Here is an 18540-nt window from a genome sequence, read left to right on the forward strand (position 1 = left end):
GATGGTTATTTTCTGTCGACGAACGCCATTCCCCAGAGGTGAGAACTGGAATGGCCGTCGCTACATTCTAATAATTAGTCATTGATGTCAATTTTATATTTATTAACTGCGTTTTAAATATGAAAATAAAAAGGCGGAAATAATTCTACTGATATTTATTTCTGACGATGGGTAAATAGGACGAAAAATCACCTGAACAATGCCGGTGAAAAAAACAGGTGAACAACACCGCGGCAAGCCGGATGGTCGGGGTGGGGAGGCGGGAAAAATTACACGTGTCGGCGGCGCCTGAGTCGGCGTTCGCATGGCGACGAAGGCGCTGTCTGGGGATGAGCGGCGGGCTATCAATCGTGCTTTAGTGCAACGAGCAGGGCGTGTGTCACCACCTATTTTTCGAGTTCACCCCCCGGAGTTTATTCTTCAATAAAAAAATAGTTTATTCTTAAATAATAAGCTAGCCGTAGCCTGATGGCGTTTTCCAGCATCATGATCGTTGTGCCCCGTGTATCAGGGGCTGCAACAGGGTTGTTGTGATGGCGCTGCGAATGCATGACGATAGGCATTGACTCCATTTAAGGAGCGCGAAAATGACACTCACTGAACGAGCCAGGATCTTCGCTACCGCGGCGCATGCCGCCTGCGAGCAGAAACGGAAATATACCGGCGAACCCTATATTGTTCACCCGGCGGCGGTGGTCGCCCTGTTGATGCAGATTGACCCATCGCCGGAAATGATTGCCGCCGCCTGGCTGCATGACACGGTGGAAGATACCGGCGTAACGCTGGAACTGGTGGCCGAATTGTTTGGCGCGCCGGTGGCGCGTTATGTGGAAATGCTGACCGATGTGCGCACCCGGCAAGCCGGCGGCGAGCGCATTCACCGCAAAAACGCCAATCTGCTGCACAGCGCGGTCGCCTGCCCGGAGGCGCAGAGCATCAAGCTGTGCGATTTGATTGATAACAGTCGCAGTGTGCTGGAACATGACCCGGTGTTCGCCCGTCCGTACATGGTGGAGATGCGCCGCTTGCTGGCGGTGCTGACGCAGGGCGACCCGAGGCTGTACGACGTCGCGACCCGCCAGTGCGATCACACGATTCTCTCTATTCACCGCGCACAGGGCGATGAAGGTTGGTATCAGCAGTTATGGCAACAGTACGAAGCCCATCTGCCGCTGAGCGTGGTGCTGGCGCGAACGCGGGAACTGGCGTGAGCGTACGGATTGTGCGTGTCGGGGCATTGCCGGACGCGCTGGCGACGCTGATTGCCGAAAGTCAGCGGCAAGGCTTCCGTTTTCTGCAGCGGTTGCGGGAGGAGTTTCAGTCCGGCGCCAATCAATTCCGGCTGCCCGGCGAAGGGCTGGGATATTTACCGGTTAATTATTCCCATACCAGTCATAGTAAGACTCTGGCCGCCGGTCAGAAATCTCGGCCTGCTGAGTCAGAATAACCTCATTGGTCATCAGATTATTTCCCCGCTTTTTATCGATTCACGTGTGCTGAAATATACCCGAAACAGGGCGGAAATAACGCCAGGGTGATTTTTTCAAGACGTTATTTTTATTCTTTGAGGGAATTAATTATTCGCGCCTTATATTGATTTCATTATAACTCATGATGAAATGTGATTCGCTGTCGCCTTTTCCGCCTCCTATGATGAGTGAACGCAATCTGTTCCATTTATCGTCGGCGGCTGGGAGGAAATATGAAGTTATGTCACGGGTCTGATCGGTTGATTGCCGGGGCCGTCGCGTCTGACGGCGCTTGCTGTTGTGACGCGGACATGACGTGAGGAACGCCTGATGACGGAGATCCCACGGCACATTATTGAGCAGGCCATCGAATGGCGGCGTGACTTTCATGCTCACCCGGAAATCGGCCTGCGCGAGCACCGCACCTCGGCGCGGGTGGCCGAATTGCTGGAGTCTTTTGGGCTGGACGTGCATCAGGGGATGGCGCAGACCGGCGTCGTCGGGACGCTGCGCCACGGCGACGGGCCGGCTATCGGCCTGCGGGCAGACATGGACGCGCTGCCGATTCAGGAACTGAACGCTTTTTCCCATCGTTCTCGTACCGACGGCCGCATGCACGCCTGCGGACACGATGGCCACACCGCGATGCTGCTGGCGGCAGCGCGCTATCTGAGCGAAACCCGCCGCTTTCGCGGTACGGTGCATTTTGTGTTTCAGCCGGCGGAGGAGAATGCCGGCGGCGGCAAAATGATGGTGCGGGAAGGGTTGTTCGAGCGTTTCCCGATGCAGGCGATCTATGCGCTGCACAACTGGCCGGGTCTGGCGGCGGGCGAGGTGGCGGTTAACCCTGGTCCGATGATGGCTTCGCAGGACAGCTTCCGCATTATCCTGACCGGTGTGGGATGCCATGCCGCGATGCCGGAGCGCGGCACCGATCCGATCGTGGCCGCCGCCCAGCTGATTCTGGCGTTACAGACCATTACCGCCCGCCGGTTGTCGCCGCTGGAACAGGCGGTGATCAGCATCACCCGCATTGAAGGCGGAGAAGCCGTCAACGCTATTCCGGGTCAGGTCACGCTGGCGGGCACGTTGCGTTGCCTGACGGCGGACACGCGTGAGCGGGCGCGGCAGTTGATTGGCGAGTATGTGCAGGCGGTGCCGCAGCCGATGGGGGTACAAAGCGAGTTGCACTGGCGTCTTGGCTATCCGGTAACGCAGAACCAGCCCGACGCGGCCGAGACGGTGCGCGAAGCGGCGATCGCGGCGCTGGGCGCCTCGCGGGTGCACTGGAATCAGCCACCCTCAATGGCGGCGGAAGATTTCTCTTACCTGCTGCAGGCTTGCCCCGGCGCTTATTTCTGGCTGGGCGCGGACGGCGCATCGCCATCGGCTTCGCTGCACAATGCGGAATACGATTTTAACGATGAGATTATCGCCAACGGCGTTCAGGTGTGGGTGGCGCTGGTGGAACGATCGTTGCGTGCAAGCGATGCCGATTTATAACGACGATATAGCCGGCCCGGCGTATTCAGGCGGATAGCGCTTTGCAATACGTGTACGGCGGCTGGCGCTGATAGTCAACGACCGATACTTCTCAACTGGGTGCAGAACGGGCAGTTGCAACCGCTGACCGACGTCGCATCGCAGATCCCCAGCTGACCGACTTTCTGGCCGGTAGCGACGTGACCGTTACTGAACGCCGTTTCCACCTGCGCCAGTTTCATGGCGTCATCCGGGTTGACCGGTGCCAGTTTGGCCTGAAACGCCGAAGCGTTGGCTGCTGCAAATGAGAGAAAAACCAGCGACATCCTGAGTTTCATGACAGACCGCCTGTGGGTTGCAAAGCAAATCATGTTGCGAAGGAATAATGACGGCTTGTTATAACATAACCTTTCTCGCTTCGCATCCCTCGTTCTCGTCCCACAATCGTACAGTTTGTAAGCGTTCATGACGGTTATACCGGCGTATCCGGCGGCAGGTTGGATGGTGTTTTTGGGGTTCTTTTTTAAACCTCCAATATGTTATGTTATAACATAACATACATAATTCGGGAGGTGCGCTCAAATGTGGCAGGCCATGCCGCCTTTATTGCGGGTAGAACATCTGCGGGTAGGACATCTGGGACATCTGAATGTGGCGCATTCCGCCGGTCAGCCGTTGCTTACCGATATTCATTTTACGGTCGGGAGCGGGGAATGCCTGGCGATTGTCGGCCCCAACGGCAGCGGCAAATCCACGCTGTTGCGCGCCTTGCTGCATGACCCGCCGCCGGCAGGCGGATGTATCTGGCTGGGCGATAAGCCGCTGGCGCAGCTGTCCCGGGCGCAACGAGCACGACGTATCGCGCTGATGAGCCAGCATGACTCCCCCAGCCTGATGTTAACGGTGGCGGAATACGTGTCGCTCGGCTGCCTGCCGCATGCGGATGTGCTGTCGCTGTCGGCACAACAGGCCACGGTGGAACAGGTGCTGGATGAGACCGGCTTGTCGCCATTACGGCAGCGCAGTCTGGCGGCGTTGTCCGGCGGCGAACGCCAACGGGCGTTTCTGGCGCGCGCGCTGGCGCAGCGTCCGGACGTACTGCTGCTGGACGAGCCGACCAACCATCTGGATCCGCTCGGGCGGGCGGCGTTGCTGGCGCTGGTGCGACAGCGCGGCATCGCCGTAGTGGCGGTATTACACGATCTGTCGCTGGTGGAACCGTTCGCCGACCGGGTGCTGGTGCTGTGCCGGGGCCGGCAAGTGTGTTGGGACGCGCCATCCCAGGCGCTTGCCAGCGATTGCCTATATCCGGTGTTTGGCATTCGCAGCTTCACGGTTCCCCATCCGCAAACCGGCCTCCCGTTCCGCTTGTTTGACGTGCCCGCGGGCGCGTGTGCATTCACCACCAGAGGAAGTCTATGAAAATATCATTCGGCGGCGTATCGCCATTCAACGGTTCTGTCGGGCTGATTAGCCTGCTGCTGGGATTCAGCGCCATGACGGCGCAGGCATCGGGGTTTCCGGTTACCGTGCAGAGTTGCGGCAAGCCGCTGACCTTCACCCAGGCGCCGCAGCGCGCCGTCATCAACGATCTCAACATGTCCGAAATGGCGTTCGCGCTGCATCTGCAACCGCAGATCGTCGGCCTGACCGGTATCAGCGGCTGGTACAAGATGACGCCGGAATTCCGCCGGCAAATGGGGGCGATTCCGGAGCTGTCGCCGAAATACCCGTCGCTGGAAACCCTGCTGGGCGCTAACCCGGACTTTTTCTTCGCCGGCTGGAACTACGGCATGAAAGTAGGCGGCGAAGTCACGCCTGACACGCTGGCGAAATACGGCGTCAAAACGCTGGTGCTGAGTGAAAGCTGTATTTTTGAAGACCGCCATCGCCCGCGCGCCAGCATGGATTTGCTGTACGGCGACGTGCTGACGCTGGGGCAAATTTTCGGCCGCGCGGAACAGGCGCAGGCGCTGGTGGATCAGTGGAAGGCGCGGCTGGCGGCGGTGCCTAAACCGCCGTCGGGTCAGGCGCCGCTCAAGGTATTCGTCTATGACTCCGGTGAGGATAAACCCTTTACCAGCGGCGTTTACGCCATGCCGACCGCCATTATCGACGCGGCCGGCGGCCGTAATGTGATGGATGATATGGCGGCGAGCTGGGCCACCACCTCCTGGGAGACGGTGTCGGCGGCGGAGCCGGATCTGATCATTCTGCTGGATTACCAGAACGGCGGCGGCGCGGCGGCCTTGCAGCATTTTCTGGCGTCCCACCCGCTGATGAAGCACACCCCGGCGGTGGAACATCGGCGTTACCTGAAGCTGCAATACGCCGAGCTGACGCCGGGGCCGGCCAATATCACCGCGATTGAAAAACTCGCGCACGCGCTTTATCCGGCTGCGGCGCAATGAGGGCGCGCCGCCATTATGCGCTGATCTGCCTGCTGGTATTGGCTCTGCTCCTGGCGATGATGCTGGTCAGCACCGCGGTGGGCGCGATTCGTATTCCGCTGGCGCAGGTGCTGGCGGCGCTGACGCCGAATCACGGCGACGCGCCGGACAGCGTGCGCCGCATCGTCATGGAACTGCGTCTGCCGCGCACTCTGTTGGCCGCCATCACCGGCGCCGGGCTGGCGATGGTCGGCGCGTTGCTGCAAACCACCACCCGCAACGATCTGGCGGATCCGTTTCTGTTCGGCTTGTCCTCCGGCGCGTCGGCGGGCGCGGTGCTGGTGATTACCCGTTTCGGCGAGTGGTTCGGCGCGTTCACCCTGCCGGCGGCGGCGTTTGGCGGCGGCATTTGTTCGGCGCTGGCGGTGATGGCGCTGTTTTTCCTGCGACAGGGGCGGCAGGCGGAGCACCTGGTGATTTGCGGGTTGGCTATTTCGTTTCTGTTTGGCGCGCTCACCAGCTATCTGGTGTTTTCCGGCGACCAGCGCGCCGCCGGTTCGGTGCTGTTCTGGTCGCTGGGCGGGCTGGGGCTGGCGCGCTGGGAGAATCTGCCGGTGGCGTTGTGCAGCCTGCTATTGCTGCTCGGGTTATTGCTGGCGCGCTGGCGGGCGCTGGATAGCCTGCTGGCCGGGGAACAGACGGCGGCGTCGCTGGGGGTTCACGTCAACCGGTTGCGGGTCGACGTGTTTCTGTGTTGCGCGCTGGCGACGGCATTGCTGGTGTCGCTGACCGGCGTAATCGGGTTTGTCGGGCTGATGGTGCCGCATTTGTGCCGCCCGCTTGCCGGGGCGCGTCACCGGCGGCTGGTGCCGCTGTGCGGCCTGCTGGGGGCGGCGCTGCTGTGCGGCGGCGATACCCTCAGCCGGGTGCTGCTGCCGTCGCAGGAACTGCCGGTGGGGATTGTGACCGCCGGGTTGGGGGGCTGCTTCGTGATTGCCCTGCTGGCAAAACGTTAGGTATTGCTTATCGATTTGATACAGACAACGCATTAGCGACATGCATCACATTTTTGTACCTTACATCTCAAGCCAAACACATTGAACCGATGAGGAAAACGAGATGTCCGTGATCAATACTAAAGTTAAACCGTTTAAAAATCAGGCTTTCAAAGAGGGTCAGTTCATCGAAGTGACCGAGAAAAACATTGAAGGCAAATGGAGCGTGTTCTTCTTCTATCCGGCTGACTTTACGTTTGTCTGCCCGACCGAACTGGGCGACGTAGCGGATTTCTATGATGAATTCCAGAAAATCGGCGTAGACATCTACTCTGTGTCCACCGACACCCACTTTACTCACAAAGCCTGGCACAGCAGCTCCGACACTATCGCCAAAATCAAATACGCGATGATCGGCGACCCGACCTGCCAGCTGACCCGCAACTTCGAAAACCTGCGTGAAGACCAGGGCCTGGCTGACCGCGGCACCTTCATCGTTGACCCGGAAGGCATCATCCAGGCGGTGGAAATCACGGCGGAAGGCATCGGTCGCGACGCGTCCGACCTGCTGCGTAAAGTGAAAGCCGCCCAGTACGTGGCGTCTCACCCAGGTGAAGTGTGCCCGGCCAAATGGAAAGAAGGCGATGCCACGCTGGCGCCGTCTTTGGACCTGGTTGGCAAAATCTAAGTCCGACTCTCCCTCTGATGCTTTTATCGGGTGCGTTGCACCCGATTTTTTACGCCAACGCCAAGGATAATCTATGCTCGACAATAACATGCAGCTCCAGTTGAAAGCCTATCTGGAAAAATTAACCAAACCTGTTGAGTTAGTGGCGACGCTGGACGACTCAGCCAAATCCGCTGAAGTTCGGGAATTGCTGACCGAAATCGCCGGATTGTCCGACAAAGTCAGTTTCTTTGAAAATAACGATCTGCCGGTGCGTAAACCTTCGTTCCTGATAACCAATCCGGGATCGGCCAACGGGCCGCGTTTTGCCGGTGCGCCGATGGGGCATGAATTTACTTCGCTGGTACTGGCGTTGTTGCAGACCGGTGGTCACCCGTCGAAAGAAGCGAAAGAATTACTCGATCAAATTCGCGATCTGGACGGCAAATTCCACTTTGAAACCTATTACTCGCTGACCTGCCACAACTGCCCGGATGTGGTGCAGGCGCTGAATTTAATGTCCGTTCTGAACCCGAACGTCACCCACACCGCGATTGACGGCGGCGTGTTTCAGGATGAGATCAAAGACCGCAATATCATGGGTGTGCCCACGGTATTCCTGAACGGCGAACACTTCAGCCAGGGCCGCATGAGCCTGGGGGAAATCGTCGGCAAGGTAGACACCGGCGCCAACGCCCGCGTGGTCGACAAACTGAATAGCCGCCCGGTGTATGACGTGCTGATCGTCGGCAGCGGCCCGGCGGGCGCGGCAGCCGCCGTGTACGCGGCCCGTAAGGGCATCCGCACCGGTCTGGTGGGCGAGCGTTTCGGCGGCCAGATTCTGGATACCGTCGATATCGAAAACTACATTTCGGTGCCGAAGACCGAAGGCGCCAAACTGGCGACCGCGCTGAAAACCCACGTGGACGACTACGATGTCGACGTTATCGATCTGCAAAGCGCGCAGAAACTGATTCCGGCTTCCGAACCGGGTCAACCGCACCAGATTGAAACCGTCTCCGGCGCGGTGCTGAAATCCCGCAGCATCATCATTGCCACCGGCGCGCGCTGGCGCAACATGAACGTGCCGGGCGAAGATCAGTACCGCACCCGCGGCGTGACCTACTGCCCGCACTGCGACGGCCCGCTGTTCAAAGGCAAGCACGTGGCGGTGATCGGCGGCGGTAACTCCGGCGTGGAAGCGGCCATCGACCTGGCGGGCGTGGTGAAACACGTTACCCTGCTGGAGTTCGCGCCGGAGCTGAAAGCGGACTCGGTGTTGCAGGACAAACTGCGTAGCCTGCCGAACGTGGACGTGATCGTGAATGCTCAGACCACCGAAGTGCTGGGCGACGGTCAGAAAGTCACCGGCCTGCAGTACAAAGATCGCGTTACTGACAGCGTTCACAAGCTGGCGCTGGAAGGGATTTTCGTGCAGATCGGCCTGCTGCCCAACACCGGCTGGCTGGAAGGCGCGGTTGACCGCAACCGCATCGGTGAAATCGAGATCGATGCCCGTTGCGAAACCAGCGTGAAAGGCGTGTTTGCGGCGGGCGACTGCACCACCGTGCCTTACAAGCAGATCATTATCGCCACCGGCGAAGGGGCCAAAGCCTCCCTGAGCGCGTTTGATTATTTGATCAGAACCCAGGCTTGATAGCTCCGAACCTTGTTCCATCCTGTGGCCTGACCGGCCGCTTTCGGGCTGTTACCCTCATACATTAACCTGAACTTTCAGGCGACCCGACCCCCTTCAGCATGTCTGAAGGGGTTTTTTTATGGCGTGCTCCAGACCACTACTCTGCGGGCCGCCGCGCTGCGACGTCAAAAATTTCTCCCGAAAATTCGTTATTAACGCCGGTCAGACGGTCAAGGGCACGGTGGTGACCGGCTGACCGACTTTCAACTGGGTATCGAACGCGAACATGTCGTTGAAGACGCAGAATTCCGGCACGCCCAGTTCCAGCACCGGCACCTGTTGCTGCAAATAACGCAGGCACGCCTGCTGGGCTTGCAGATACGCTTGCGATTCCTCTTCCGTCATCCAGCGCACCAGATAGGCCAGCGTGACGTGAAAGCCATAGCTATCGTGGTCCGGCGCGCGGATCGCCAGCCGTTCGGACAGCCGATCCCGCAGGGTGCGCAGCTTGCGTTCCTCGTTGTCGTCCAGCGGCGTCAGGCGTAGCGTGGCGCCGGAGTCCTGTCGAGCGTTGAAATCGGTGATGCGCAGTTTAAACGGCGGCGTGGCCTGCAAATCGAATCCCGCCAGCTTGCGTACCAGATGACTGCTGCAGGCTTGCAGCGGCGCGTCGGTCGGCAGGTCGGCCGGCCAGAATGGCAGTCTGCGTTTGGATTCGGTCACGCCTTCAAACACCGTCATGTGGTAACTGGAGGGCGGGGTGAAGGTCAGGCAGTGGCTGAAATCCTGTTGCCTGAGCGTATCACGCACCGCCGTAAAGGCATCCGACGCGCTGGAACCCAGTGGGATGTGGGAAATAATGGTGTTGCCGGGGAAGCGCCTGACGCTGCCGTCGGGGTTGAATTTACCGCCGATGTCGCGCGGCGTGGGCACCAGGGAACCGGATGGGCGCATGGTGCTGAACGTGTCGTCGGCTCTGGCGTTGGCGAACAACGACATACCGTAAGCCAGCAGCGGCAGTTGTAAGACGAAGCGGCGGCGTAACGGGTTCATGATTCCTCCGAGTGGTTGGTGATTGACATACCCTTCATGCTTCAGATGGCAGGAGGGGGCTGTGTGATGCGGCTTGCATCAGCCCGAATTATTGGGGGTATCGACATGCGTTTGCCTAGGTTAGGCGCACTTTGATGACGGGTAAATTTCACGCAGTCATGAAGTTGTAAGCGGATCTTAATCGCGCCGGGCCTGACATGTTGCTGTCATCGGCCGGTGACAGCATGAGTTTTTTGCTTCGTCACGCTTGCTGACGCCATTTCTTCATTGACTTCACCGCACCAGGAAAACCGATTATGCGTCCTCAACCGCCATCGCCGGTGCTCAGCCCGGAACCCCGCCTTGCCAGTGATGTAAAAGCCCACCATATCGAATTGGGGCGCTGGACGGAAGTGGCTGAACGTACCGTGCTCAACCATGTCTCGCTGGGCGATTACAGCTACATCATGAATGACTGCGACCTGATGTTTACCCACATCGGCAAATTTACCTCGATCGCCTCGCATGTGCGGGTCAATCCCAGCAATCACCCGTGGTGGCGGCCGACGCTGCATCATTTCACCTATCGCCCCGGCAAATACCGCCTGAGCGATAACCCGGCGGCGGTGGACGAGGAAATTTTCACCTGGCGTCAGCAGGATAACGTCGTGATCGGCCATGATGTCTGGATCGGCCACGGCGCCATCGTGCTGCCGGGCGTGACCATCGGCAACGGCGCTATCGTCGGCGCAGGCAGCATCGTAACCAAGCCGGTGCCGGCCTGGACGGTGGTGGTCGGTAACCCGGCGCGGGTGCTGCGTCCGCGCTTTGAAGACCCGGCGGTGGCGGAAAAACTGGAGCAACTGCGCTGGTGGGACTGGCCGGACGAGAAAATTCGCGATCATCTACACCTGTTCCAGCAGGATGTGACCACGTTCGTCGACTATTTCTATCGCGACGCGTCGTTCCCGACGCCGTCTGATCAACTGCCGCGATAGGTAGACCACGACCAGGGCGAAATCAGAAACGGCAGGTGGTAATGCCCGACGTCGCCCAGCCGCACGTCAATCTGCGCGCTCACGTACAGCGCTTCCCGGTTGCCGGCGGCAAACCAACGGCCGATATCGGCCGTCAGGCGGTAGTGACCGGCGGGCAGCGGGTCGGGCGTGAAGCTGGCGATGCGGCCGTCATCATTGGTCTGATGCTGCGCCACGGGTTGCCAGCTGTCATGCACGCGTCGCTCCAGCAGAACCAGGATGCCCGTCGCCGGCTGGCCCAGCGCCGTATCCAGAATGTGGGTGCTGAGGGTACTCATTCGCCGATAGTTCCTTCCAGTCTGAGCAGGGTAATCTGGCGCAACTGTTCCAGCGCTTCCGCCGTTTCCTGCTGGGGGGTGTTTTGCAGCCGGCGGTGCAGAATTTGCAGGATTTCTTCGCCGCTGCGGCCTTTGGCGCGAATCAGAAACACCCGGCCAAAGTGGGATTCGTAACGGGCGTTGCCCGCCCGTAATGCGTTGGTCAGCGTGTCATCGTTGGTCCGTACCGCCGCCTGTTCCTGGCGCGATAGGCCGGCCTCCGGCGTCGGGGCGTGCGCCGGCTCGCCGATACGCGGGTGCGTGCGCAGCGCCTGAGCCAGTTCTTCTTCCTGCCAGCCTTGCGTGGCCTGTAATCCGGCCGCCAGCAACGCCGCGCGGTTGCCGTAGGGACGGCCGGCGGTGACCTGCTTTGCCCAGCCGGGCAGGGTCACGCACGGCGTTATCAGCGCCACCGCTTCGCTGACACTGAGCAGATTAAACTGTTCTAACGTGATCATCGTCGCTCCTTGTTCGGTTGTATTGACGCAATACGGCGCAAATTCCCTGTTGTCACGCCGGTTTCACAGGATAGGATTTTTCTTTTTGCAACCCACTTGCAACTAACATGCCAGCCGTAATTCGACCGACGGCTCGGAAACCGGTGTAGTCTGGCGCATACAACCGGTTCACGGTGGCGCAACGCACTGCACTTTTGTGGTGCAATTGCAGGATAATCGGTCCGGCGCACCGGAACGGCGTCACGTCGGTGAAGGGGAATGCCGCCCGGTTGTCTCTGCATCCAGTTGTTCGATCGCCTGAGTAAAGTGAGTAATCACTAATTGTGCAGCGCGCGACAACTGGCGGCTGGGAGCAACGCACAGCGCCAGGGTCAGCGGCCGCACCGCCTGATGGGTGAAGGGCACGAACGCCAGTGACCCCTCGCGCACTTCGCTATAAACATCCAGCAGACTCAGCACGCCGACTCCCACGCCCTGACGCACCAGCGACTTCATCACCCGCAGGTCGTTGCACACCATGTGTTGCGCCGGGGTCAGGTTATGCCGGTGGTACAGCCCTTCGGTACGCTCATGCACCATCAGCGGTGCGGCGGGTAAGAGTTGCCGGTCCGCTGCCAGCTGGCTGACAGTGAGCGCCCGCTCACTAGCCAGTGGATGGTCAGGGCGCATCACCGCGCCGATGGGAATTTCGGTGAACGCACGCACTTCAATGCCCCGGCTTTCCAGCGGGTCGAGCAACAGGCCGATATCCACCTCTGCCTCCGCCACCAGCCCGTTAATAATATGGCTTTCATGGGTGTGAATATCGAAGGTCAGGTGAGGATACTGGCGGCTTACCGTCGCCAGCGCCTGTATCAGCGGCCCGTCGCTTAGTGCGGCGATCATCGCCACCGACACATGACCGCGCCGCAGCCCCTGCAGGTCGTCGAAGCGCTGGCGAGTGAGCGCGTACTCCTTTTTCCAGCGGCACAGGTCGCTGTAGAGCAATTCGCCGGCGGTGGTCAGCCGCAGTCCGGCAGGCAGCCGTTCAAATAGCTGCGTTTCCATCATCGCTTCCGCCAGCAGAATCTGCCGGTTGATGGCGGAACTGGAAACGTGCAGCGCCTCGGCCGCCTTGCGCAGGCTGCCGGTGCGGGCGACCGCCATAAAATAGTGGGAAAAGCGGGAAAAGGGGTCCATCGGTTTCACCTGTACGAATTTTTGCAGCGAAGATGTTAAAAATCTATTATGGACTGCAACACTTCCTGTTATCCACAATAACCTCACCTGTTAATTTTCCCGGCCGCCGACGGCATACAAGGTGATGTGATGAAACCCACGCTGACACCCCCTGCACACTGTTCCTTCGAGGTAGAAGATTGGATCCGTCTGGCGCGCTGCTGGCACCCGGTGGCGCTGGCGAGCGACGTCGGCCCCGCGCCGACGCAGGTCACGCTGCTGGATGAGCAACTGGTGGTGTACCGAATCGGTGACGAGATCGTGGCGGCGCGTGACATTTGCCCGCACCGCGGCGTGCCGCTCAGTATGGGATCGCACGATGGCGAGGGCATCGTTTGCCCCTACCACGGGCTGCGTTTCGGCGCCGGTGGGCGCTGCAACCGCGTGCCGGCCAGCCCGGAGCAGCCGATTCCCGCCAAGCTGCATCTGAATACTTTTGCGGCGCGCGAGCAGTATGGGCTGGTGTGGGTGTGTCTGGCGCCGCCGGACGGCATTCTGCCGGAACTGCCGTTCATGCCGCACTGGAATGACGCCGGTTTCCAGCAGATTGTCTGCCCGTCGTTTGATATCGCCGGGTTTGCCGGTCGCCAGATTGAAGGCTTTCTTGATGTGGCCCACTTTGCCTGGGTGCATACCGACACCTTTGCCGACCCGGACAATCAACAAGTTCCCGATTATCAGCCGATGGAAACGCCGTATGGTTTCAGCGTGGACTACGTCAGTTCGGTGTCGAATTTTGCCCGCGGTTCCGAACGGCAGGCGCCGGAAGGGTTCGCCTGGCTGCGTCATTTCGAGATGTTCCTGCCGTTTACCGCCACGTTGACCATCCATTTCCCGGATGACGGGCGGCTGGTGATCATGAATGCCGCTTCGCCGGTTTCGGCGCGCAAAACCCGCCTGTTTGTGCCGATCGCCCGTAATTTCGATCTGCACATTCCGGTGGAGGATGTGCATGCCTTCAACCTGCGGGTGTTCGAGGAGGATCGGGCGATGGTGGAAAGCCAGCGACCGGAGCATCTGCCGCTGGACCTGACGCTGGAAGCGCACATTCCGGCGGATCGCAGCTCGATCGCCTATCGTCGCGGCCTGAAAAAGCTGGGGTATGGCGAGTTCTTTCTGGTATGAGCGCGGGAGGAAAGGCGATGGATACACCGGGCCGGATAAACGCTGCGGGCGAGATAAACATTTCGGGCGAGATAAAAACTATCACCGTGGCAAACACTATGACCTTGGTAAACACCATGACCGCGGTAAAAACCATGACCGTGGTGGTCGATGCGCTGTCCCGTCAGGGCGAGGGCAACGTGGCGCTGCGGCTGGTGGCGCCTGATGACCAGCCGTTGCTGCCAGCCTTCGAGGCGGGCGCGCATGTCGATGTGCATCTGCCGGGCGGCGTGGTACGCCCCTATTCGCTGACGGGCGACCCGGCGGATCGCAGTCACTATCTGTTGTGCGTGCGGCACGATGCGGCGTCGCGCGGCGGTTCCCGTTACGTGCACACCGCGTTGCGGGTCGGGCAGACATTGGCGATCTCCCCGCCGCGCAACGCGTTCGCGCTGGCGCCGGCCTGCGGCTATCTGCTGCTGGCGGGCGGGATCGGCATTACGCCGCTGCTGGCAATGGCGCACGCGCTGGATCAGGCCGGTCAGCCGTTCGAGCTGCATTATTTTGTTCGTCGCCGGTGTGAGCTGGCGTTTCGTGAGCGGCTCAGTCAGGGGTTCCGCCACGGTCACTGTCAGATCTGGTGCGCTGACGAAGGGCATAGCGCGCGCCGTCGCCTGCCGGGCAGCCTGTATGAGGGTGCTGAGGGCCGACGCTTGTATCTGTGCGGCCCGGCCGGGTTCATGACCCATGCAACCAACGAGGCGCTGGCGCATCAGTGGCCAGCGTCCGCCATTCACGCCGAAGCGTTTTGCGCCCCGGCGCAGACTCATGCTGATGACGCCGACGGGCGGACGTTTACCGTCGAACTGGCGTCCTGCGGCCGCACGTTCACCGTGCCGCCGGAGAAAACCATTGCCAGCGTACTGCTGGAGCATGATGTGGCGGTGCCGCTGTCGTGCGAGATGGGAATTTGCGGCGCCTGCCTGACGCCGGTGCGCGACGGCAGGCCGGATCACCGTGACAGCGTGCAGTCGGACGCGGAAAAAAGCGCGCCGCAACAACAGATTGCGCTGTGCTGTTCCCGCAGCCGATCGGCACATCTGGTGATTGAATTGTAGTGGCTGAAGGCAGCGATTGACTACCGTGGGCGGTGCGTTTACCGCGATCGTAAGGAGAAACGCAAATGAAAGCGCTGGTAATCGGGGCTGGGATTGGCGGGTTGTGCGCGGCGGCGGCGCTGAAAAAAGCCGGCATGGAGTGCGAGGTATTTGAAGCGGTCACCGACATCAAACCGGTGGGCGCGGCCATTTCGGTGTGGCCGAACGGCGTGAAGTGTATGCGGTCGCTCGGTATGGGCGACATTCTGGACTGCGGCGGCGGCCCGATGCACGACATGGCCTATCAGGATGGGCGACGAGGCGACACGCTGACCCGCTTTAGTTTGCAGCCGCTGGTCGATCAGGTGGGGGAACGCCCTTGTCCGGTGGCGCGCGCCGAATTACAGGGGCAGATGTTGGATCACTGGGGGCGCGACCGGGTTCAGTTCGGCAAGCGTGTTTGTCAGGTGGAGGAACAGGGCGGTATGGTCCGCGCGACCTTTACCGATGGCTCGGCGGCTCATGGCGACCTGCTGATTGCCGCCGACGGCGCCCATTCCGCGGTGCGTCCGTATGTGCTGGGGCATGCGCCGGCACGGCGTTACGCCGGGTACGTCAACTGGAACGGACTGGTGGCGATCGATGAAAGCATCGCGCCGGCCCGCCAGTGGACCACTTTTGTCGGCGAAGGCAAACGGGTGTCGCTGATGCCGGTGGCGAACGGGCGCTTCTATTTCTTCTTTGATGTGCCGTTGCCCGCCGGGCTGGCGGAGGATCGCCACAGCGCTTGTCAGGATCTGCGGCGCTATTTCGACGGCTGGTGCGCGCCGGTGCAACGGTTGATCGCACAGCTTGAACCCAGTGTCATCAACCGGATTGAGATCCACGACATGGACCCGGTGGAACGGCTGGTACGCGGTCGGGTGGCGTTGCTGGGCGACGCCGGGCACAGCACTACGCCGGATATCGGGCAGGGCGGTTGCGCGGCGATGGAGGATGCGGTGGTGCTGGGGCAGGCCCTGGCGGGGCATCACCCGATAGAGACGGCGCTGCGGCAGTACGAGCGCCAACGCCTCGATCGCGTGCGCGATCTGGTGCTGAAAGCGCGCAAACGCTGTGACCTGACCCACGGTAAGGTGTGGGAACAGACGCAGGCGTGGTATCAGGAACTGCGTCAGGAAACCGGCGATCGCATCATCGCCGGGTTACGCGACACGATACAGGGCGGCCCGCTGGGATAGGGCGTATCCCATCCCGGAGCGACCCGCCCCGGCGTCGCCGGGTCAGGCGTGCGCGGCGGCCGGCGCCTGACGCAGCAGCCGCAGGCCGTTGCCCACCACCAACAGGCTGGCGCCGACATCGGCGAACACCGCCATCCACATGGTGCCCATGCCCAGCAGGGTGAGCGTCAGGAACAGCGCTTTGATGCCGAGCGCCAGCACGATGTTCTGGATCAGGATGGCGCGGGTGGCTTTAGAAATGCGCACAAATTCCGGGATCTTGCGCAAATCGTCGTTCATCAGCGCGACATCGGCGGTTTCAATCGCGCTGTCGGTGCCTATCGCCCCCATCGCGAAACCGATATCCGCGCGCGCCAGCGCCGGGGTGTCGTTGATGCCGTCGCCTACCATGCCGGTCACGCCCTGCGCCGACAGCCGTTCAATCTGCGACAGCTTGTCTTCCGGCAACAGGTTGCCGCGCGCTTCATCAATCCCCACGTCGCGGGCGATAGCCTGCGCCACGTGCTGGTTGTCGCCGGTGAGCATCAGGGTTTTTATACCGGCCTGATGCAGCGTGTTGATCGCTTCCTGACTGGAGGGTTTCACCGTGTCGGCCACCGTCATCAGCGCCAGAACCTGTCGCTCGTCGCCGAGGATGATCGCGGTGTTGCCCGCCTGCTCCAGCGCGGTCAGCCGATCGGTAATGCCGGCGGCCGCATCGCCCAGCCACTGTCTGGCCAGCCGCAGGTTGCCGAGAAAATAACGCTGTCCTTCAAGCGATCCAGTGACGCCCTGTCCGGCGACGGCGCTGAAATCAATAACATCAAGCAACGGCGTGCCGGCTTCCTGCGCGGCTCTTGCCACCGCCTGCGATACCGGGTGGTCGGAGCGGCTGGCCAGACTGGCGGCCAGTTGTCGGCAGCGGGCATCGTCAAGATCGGCGACCGCTTCAAAGCCGGTCTGCACCGGTTTGCCGTGGGTCAGGGTGCCGGTTTTGTCCAGCGCCAGCCAGGAGAGGGCGTGGCCTTTTTCCAGAAATACCCCGCCCTTGATGAGAATGCCGCGTCGCGCCGCCGCCGCCAGCCCGCTGACGATGGTCACCGGGGTGGAAATCACCAGCGCGCACGGACAGGCGATCACCAACAGCACCAACGCTTTGTAAGTCCAGTCCAGCCAACTATCGTCAGTAAACAGCGGCGGCAGCACCGCCACCAGCAGCGCGCCGAGAAATACCAGCGGGGTGTAGACGCGGGCGAACTGGTCGACAAACCGCTGCGTCGGCGCTTTGGTTCCCTGCGCCTGTTCGACCGCGTGAATAATCCGCGCCAGCGTGGTATTGGCCGCCGCCGCCGTCACCCGATATTCAAACGAGCCGCTTTCATTGATGGTGCCGGCAAATACGCTGTCGCCGACACGTTTATCCACCGGCAGGCTTTCCCCGGTAATCGGCGCCTGGTTGACGGCGGAGTGGCCGCTGGTGATTTCGCCGTCCAGCGCGATACGCTCGCCGGGCCGCACCCGCACGATGTCGCCCGGCGCGACGGTTTTGGCCTCCACCTCGCGCCAGTCGCCATCCGGCTGCTGTACGGTGGCGGTGTCCGGCGCCAGATTCATCAGCCCGGCGATGGCGTTACGGGCTCTGTCCAGCGAGCGCGCCTCGATGTGCTCGGCAAGGGTAAACAGCACCATCACCATCGCCGCTTCCGGCCACTGTTGCAGGAACAGTGCGCCGGTTACCGCGATACTCATCAGCGCATTGATGTTCAGGTTGCCGGTGCGAAGGGCAATCCAGCCTTTGCGGTAGGTGGTCAGCCCGCTGGCCGCCACGGCGAGAATCGCCAGCACCGCGGCCCACCATTCGGGCAGCCCGGTCCATTCCACCGCCTCCGCGGCGGCGGCGGCCACCACCGCCAGCCCCAGCGGCCACCAGGACTTTTTCGGCTCCGGCGGCAGGGGCGAACGGTCGTCCCCGGTGCGTACTTCGGGCTCAAAACCTAACGTGCGGATAGCGGCCAGCACCTTATCCAGCGCGTCGTAACGGTGGGTGACGGTCATCACCCGCTGCATCAGGTTGAACTCCAGCGCGCTCACTTCCGGCAGGGTGTCGAGTTTTTTACGCAGCATCGTTTCTTCGGTCGGGCAGTCCATCTGCATGATGCGGATCGGCGTACGCTGCTGGTCGCCGATGCGCTCCGCGCCAGCCAGCGTTGCGGTCGGCTGGGCCGGTGCCGGATGGTCGCAGCAGTGATTGGCGCACGATTGCCCGCTTTGCGGGTTACCCGCGGTTTTTAGCGCGGCCTGACCCAGTCCGGCGTGAGCGTGCGGGTGTGATCGGAACAGGGCCTTGCCCGGTTTTTCCAGCGCGACAGGCTGGAACTGACGCGGAGAAGTGGGTGAATGTTTCTCTGACATGGT

At 61.1% G+C, this 18540-nt stretch carries 18 protein-coding genes; 12 read left to right on the forward strand and 6 right to left on the reverse strand.

Annotation, left to right across the window (positions count from 1 at the left end):
- The first annotated feature begins 587 nt into the window (after positions 1–587).
- From DXXMK7_RS02490 to DXXMK7_RS02500, 3 genes are all read left to right on the forward strand, one after another.
- Entirely contained in the window at positions 588–1211 is a 624-nt protein-coding gene (locus DXXMK7_RS02490) for an HD domain-containing protein (protein WP_038917717.1), read from the forward strand.
- Positions 1208–1447, forward strand: coding sequence for a hypothetical protein (locus DXXMK7_RS22975; RefSeq protein WP_038917718.1), 240 nt, complete (start codon positions 1208–1210; stop codon positions 1445–1447). Before DXXMK7_RS02490 ends, DXXMK7_RS22975 begins: the two co-directional genes overlap by 4 nt.
- Positions 1448–1799: 352 nt before the next feature.
- Positions 1800–2972, forward strand: coding sequence for a M20 aminoacylase family protein (locus DXXMK7_RS02500; protein ID WP_038917719.1), 1173 nt, complete (start codon positions 1800–1802; stop codon positions 2970–2972).
- Between the two features lie 74 nt (positions 2973–3046).
- Here the strand turns inward: DXXMK7_RS02500 and DXXMK7_RS02505 are convergent, their stop codons facing one another.
- Positions 3047–3289 (reverse strand): hypothetical protein, encoded by a 243-nt coding sequence (locus DXXMK7_RS02505; RefSeq protein WP_038662710.1) that lies wholly within the window; start codon positions 3287–3289, stop codon positions 3047–3049.
- Between the two features lie 244 nt (positions 3290–3533).
- On the opposite strand from DXXMK7_RS02505, the gene DXXMK7_RS02510 reads away from it, so the two are divergent.
- From DXXMK7_RS02510 to ahpF, 5 genes are all read left to right on the forward strand, one after another.
- Positions 3534–4373, forward strand: coding sequence for an ABC transporter ATP-binding protein (locus DXXMK7_RS02510; protein ID WP_038917720.1), 840 nt, complete (start codon positions 3534–3536; stop codon positions 4371–4373).
- Between the two features lie 74 nt (positions 4374–4447).
- A complete protein-coding gene (locus tag DXXMK7_RS02515; protein ID WP_231348869.1) occupies positions 4448–5362 on the forward strand; it encodes an ABC transporter substrate-binding protein in 915 nt (304 codons plus the stop codon).
- Positions 5359–6357, forward strand: coding sequence for an iron ABC transporter permease (locus tag DXXMK7_RS02520; RefSeq protein WP_038917721.1), 999 nt, complete (start codon positions 5359–5361; stop codon positions 6355–6357). The genes DXXMK7_RS02515 and DXXMK7_RS02520 overlap by 4 nt, the downstream gene beginning before the upstream one ends.
- A gap of 103 nt (positions 6358–6460) precedes the next feature.
- The gene (gene ahpC / locus DXXMK7_RS02525; RefSeq protein ID WP_038917722.1) at positions 6461–7024 is read left to right on the forward strand and encodes an alkyl hydroperoxide reductase subunit C; all 564 of its coding nucleotides are present in this window, start codon (positions 6461–6463) and stop codon (positions 7022–7024) included.
- A 73-nt stretch (positions 7025–7097) separates the two neighbouring features.
- The gene (gene ahpF, locus DXXMK7_RS02530) at positions 7098–8660 is read left to right on the forward strand and encodes an alkyl hydroperoxide reductase subunit F (protein WP_038917723.1); all 1563 of its coding nucleotides are present in this window, start codon (positions 7098–7100) and stop codon (positions 8658–8660) included.
- 204 nt (positions 8661–8864) lie between these two features.
- Here ahpF and DXXMK7_RS02535 read toward each other — a convergent pair whose 3' ends face one another.
- On the reverse strand, positions 8865–9695 hold the full coding sequence (locus tag DXXMK7_RS02535; protein WP_038917725.1) for a DUF1868 domain-containing protein: 831 nt from the start codon (positions 9693–9695) through the stop codon (positions 8865–8867).
- 296 nt (positions 9696–9991) lie between these two features.
- On the opposite strand from DXXMK7_RS02535, the gene DXXMK7_RS02540 reads away from it, so the two are divergent.
- Positions 9992–10672 carry a DapH/DapD/GlmU-related protein gene (locus tag DXXMK7_RS02540; protein WP_038917726.1) on the forward strand — a complete coding sequence of 227 codons (681 nt, stop codon included), beginning with the start codon at positions 9992–9994 and terminating at the stop codon, positions 10670–10672.
- Here the strand turns inward: DXXMK7_RS02540 and uraH are convergent.
- From uraH to DXXMK7_RS02555, 3 genes are all read right to left on the reverse strand, one after another.
- Positions 10657–10989: a hydroxyisourate hydrolase gene (gene uraH / locus DXXMK7_RS02545; RefSeq protein ID WP_038917728.1), complete on the reverse strand. Its 333-nt coding sequence runs from the start codon at positions 10987–10989 to the stop codon at positions 10657–10659. The genes DXXMK7_RS02540 and uraH overlap by 16 nt on opposite strands.
- On the reverse strand, positions 10986–11486 hold the full coding sequence (gene uraD / locus DXXMK7_RS02550; protein WP_038917729.1) for a 2-oxo-4-hydroxy-4-carboxy-5-ureidoimidazoline decarboxylase: 501 nt from the start codon (positions 11484–11486) through the stop codon (positions 10986–10988). Before uraD ends, uraH begins: the two co-directional genes overlap by 4 nt.
- A gap of 240 nt (positions 11487–11726) precedes the next feature.
- Positions 11727–12665, reverse strand: coding sequence for a LysR family transcriptional regulator (locus tag DXXMK7_RS02555; protein ID WP_038917730.1), 939 nt, complete (start codon positions 12663–12665; stop codon positions 11727–11729).
- A 129-nt stretch (positions 12666–12794) separates the two neighbouring features.
- Between DXXMK7_RS02555 and DXXMK7_RS02560 the strand changes: the two genes are divergently transcribed.
- From DXXMK7_RS02560 to hpxO, 3 genes are all read left to right on the forward strand, one after another.
- Positions 12795–13829, forward strand: a complete 1035-nt coding sequence (locus DXXMK7_RS02560) for an aromatic ring-hydroxylating dioxygenase subunit alpha (RefSeq protein ID WP_038917732.1) — start codon at positions 12795–12797, stop codon at positions 13827–13829.
- Between the two features lie 98 nt (positions 13830–13927).
- A complete protein-coding gene (locus tag DXXMK7_RS02565) occupies positions 13928–14926 on the forward strand; it encodes a PDR/VanB family oxidoreductase (RefSeq protein ID WP_231348834.1) in 999 nt (332 codons plus the stop codon).
- A gap of 65 nt (positions 14927–14991) precedes the next feature.
- Positions 14992–16146, forward strand: coding sequence for an FAD-dependent urate hydroxylase HpxO (gene hpxO / locus DXXMK7_RS02570; protein WP_038917734.1), 1155 nt, complete (start codon positions 14992–14994; stop codon positions 16144–16146).
- Positions 16147–16188: 42 nt separating this feature from the next.
- Here hpxO and DXXMK7_RS02575 read toward each other — a convergent pair whose 3' ends face one another.
- Positions 16189–18537 carry a heavy metal translocating P-type ATPase gene (locus DXXMK7_RS02575; RefSeq protein WP_038917735.1) on the reverse strand — a complete coding sequence of 783 codons (2349 nt, stop codon included), beginning with the start codon at positions 18535–18537 and terminating at the stop codon, positions 16189–16191.
- Between the last annotated feature and the right edge of the window lie 3 nt (positions 18538–18540).

The sequence above is a fragment of the Dickeya sp. MK7 genome, assembly GCF_000406305.1.
In the GTDB taxonomy this organism is placed as follows: domain Bacteria; phylum Pseudomonadota; class Gammaproteobacteria; order Enterobacterales; family Enterobacteriaceae; genus Dickeya; species Dickeya fangzhongdai.

Excerpts from the sequence above, each read along its gene's own strand:
- DXXMK7_RS02510 (WP_038917720.1), top strand. The coding sequence starts at position 3,534 with ATGTGGCAGGCCATGCCGCCTTTATTGCGGGTAGAACATCTGCGGGTA.
- DXXMK7_RS02535 (WP_038917725.1), bottom strand. The coding sequence starts at position 9,695 with ATGAACCCGTTACGCCGCCGCTTCGTCTTACAACTGCCGCTGCTGGCT.
- DXXMK7_RS02565 (WP_231348834.1), top strand. The coding sequence starts at position 13,928 with ATGACCTTGGTAAACACCATGACCGCGGTAAAAACCATGACCGTGGTG.
- DXXMK7_RS02540 (WP_038917726.1), top strand. The coding sequence starts at position 9,992 with ATGCGTCCTCAACCGCCATCGCCGGTGCTCAGCCCGGAACCCCGCCTT.
- DXXMK7_RS02505 (WP_038662710.1), bottom strand. The coding sequence starts at position 3,289 with ATGAAACTCAGGATGTCGCTGGTTTTTCTCTCATTTGCAGCAGCCAAC.
- DXXMK7_RS02520 (WP_038917721.1), top strand. The coding sequence starts at position 5,359 with ATGAGGGCGCGCCGCCATTATGCGCTGATCTGCCTGCTGGTATTGGCT.
- DXXMK7_RS02490 (WP_038917717.1), top strand. The coding sequence starts at position 588 with ATGACACTCACTGAACGAGCCAGGATCTTCGCTACCGCGGCGCATGCC.
- DXXMK7_RS02500 (WP_038917719.1), top strand. The coding sequence starts at position 1,800 with ATGACGGAGATCCCACGGCACATTATTGAGCAGGCCATCGAATGGCGG.
- DXXMK7_RS02555 (WP_038917730.1), bottom strand. The coding sequence starts at position 12,665 with ATGGACCCCTTTTCCCGCTTTTCCCACTATTTTATGGCGGTCGCCCGC.
- DXXMK7_RS02560 (WP_038917732.1), top strand. The coding sequence starts at position 12,795 with ATGAAACCCACGCTGACACCCCCTGCACACTGTTCCTTCGAGGTAGAA.
- DXXMK7_RS02575 (WP_038917735.1), bottom strand. The coding sequence starts at position 18,537 with ATGTCAGAGAAACATTCACCCACTTCTCCGCGTCAGTTCCAGCCTGTC.
- uraH (WP_038917728.1), bottom strand. The coding sequence starts at position 10,989 with ATGAGTACCCTCAGCACCCACATTCTGGATACGGCGCTGGGCCAGCCG.
- DXXMK7_RS02515 (WP_231348869.1), top strand. The coding sequence starts at position 4,448 with ATGACGGCGCAGGCATCGGGGTTTCCGGTTACCGTGCAGAGTTGCGGC.
- ahpC (WP_038917722.1), top strand. The coding sequence starts at position 6,461 with ATGTCCGTGATCAATACTAAAGTTAAACCGTTTAAAAATCAGGCTTTC.
- uraD (WP_038917729.1), bottom strand. The coding sequence starts at position 11,486 with ATGATCACGTTAGAACAGTTTAATCTGCTCAGTGTCAGCGAAGCGGTG.
- ahpF (WP_038917723.1), top strand. The coding sequence starts at position 7,098 with ATGCTCGACAATAACATGCAGCTCCAGTTGAAAGCCTATCTGGAAAAA.
- hpxO (WP_038917734.1), top strand. The coding sequence starts at position 14,992 with ATGAAAGCGCTGGTAATCGGGGCTGGGATTGGCGGGTTGTGCGCGGCG.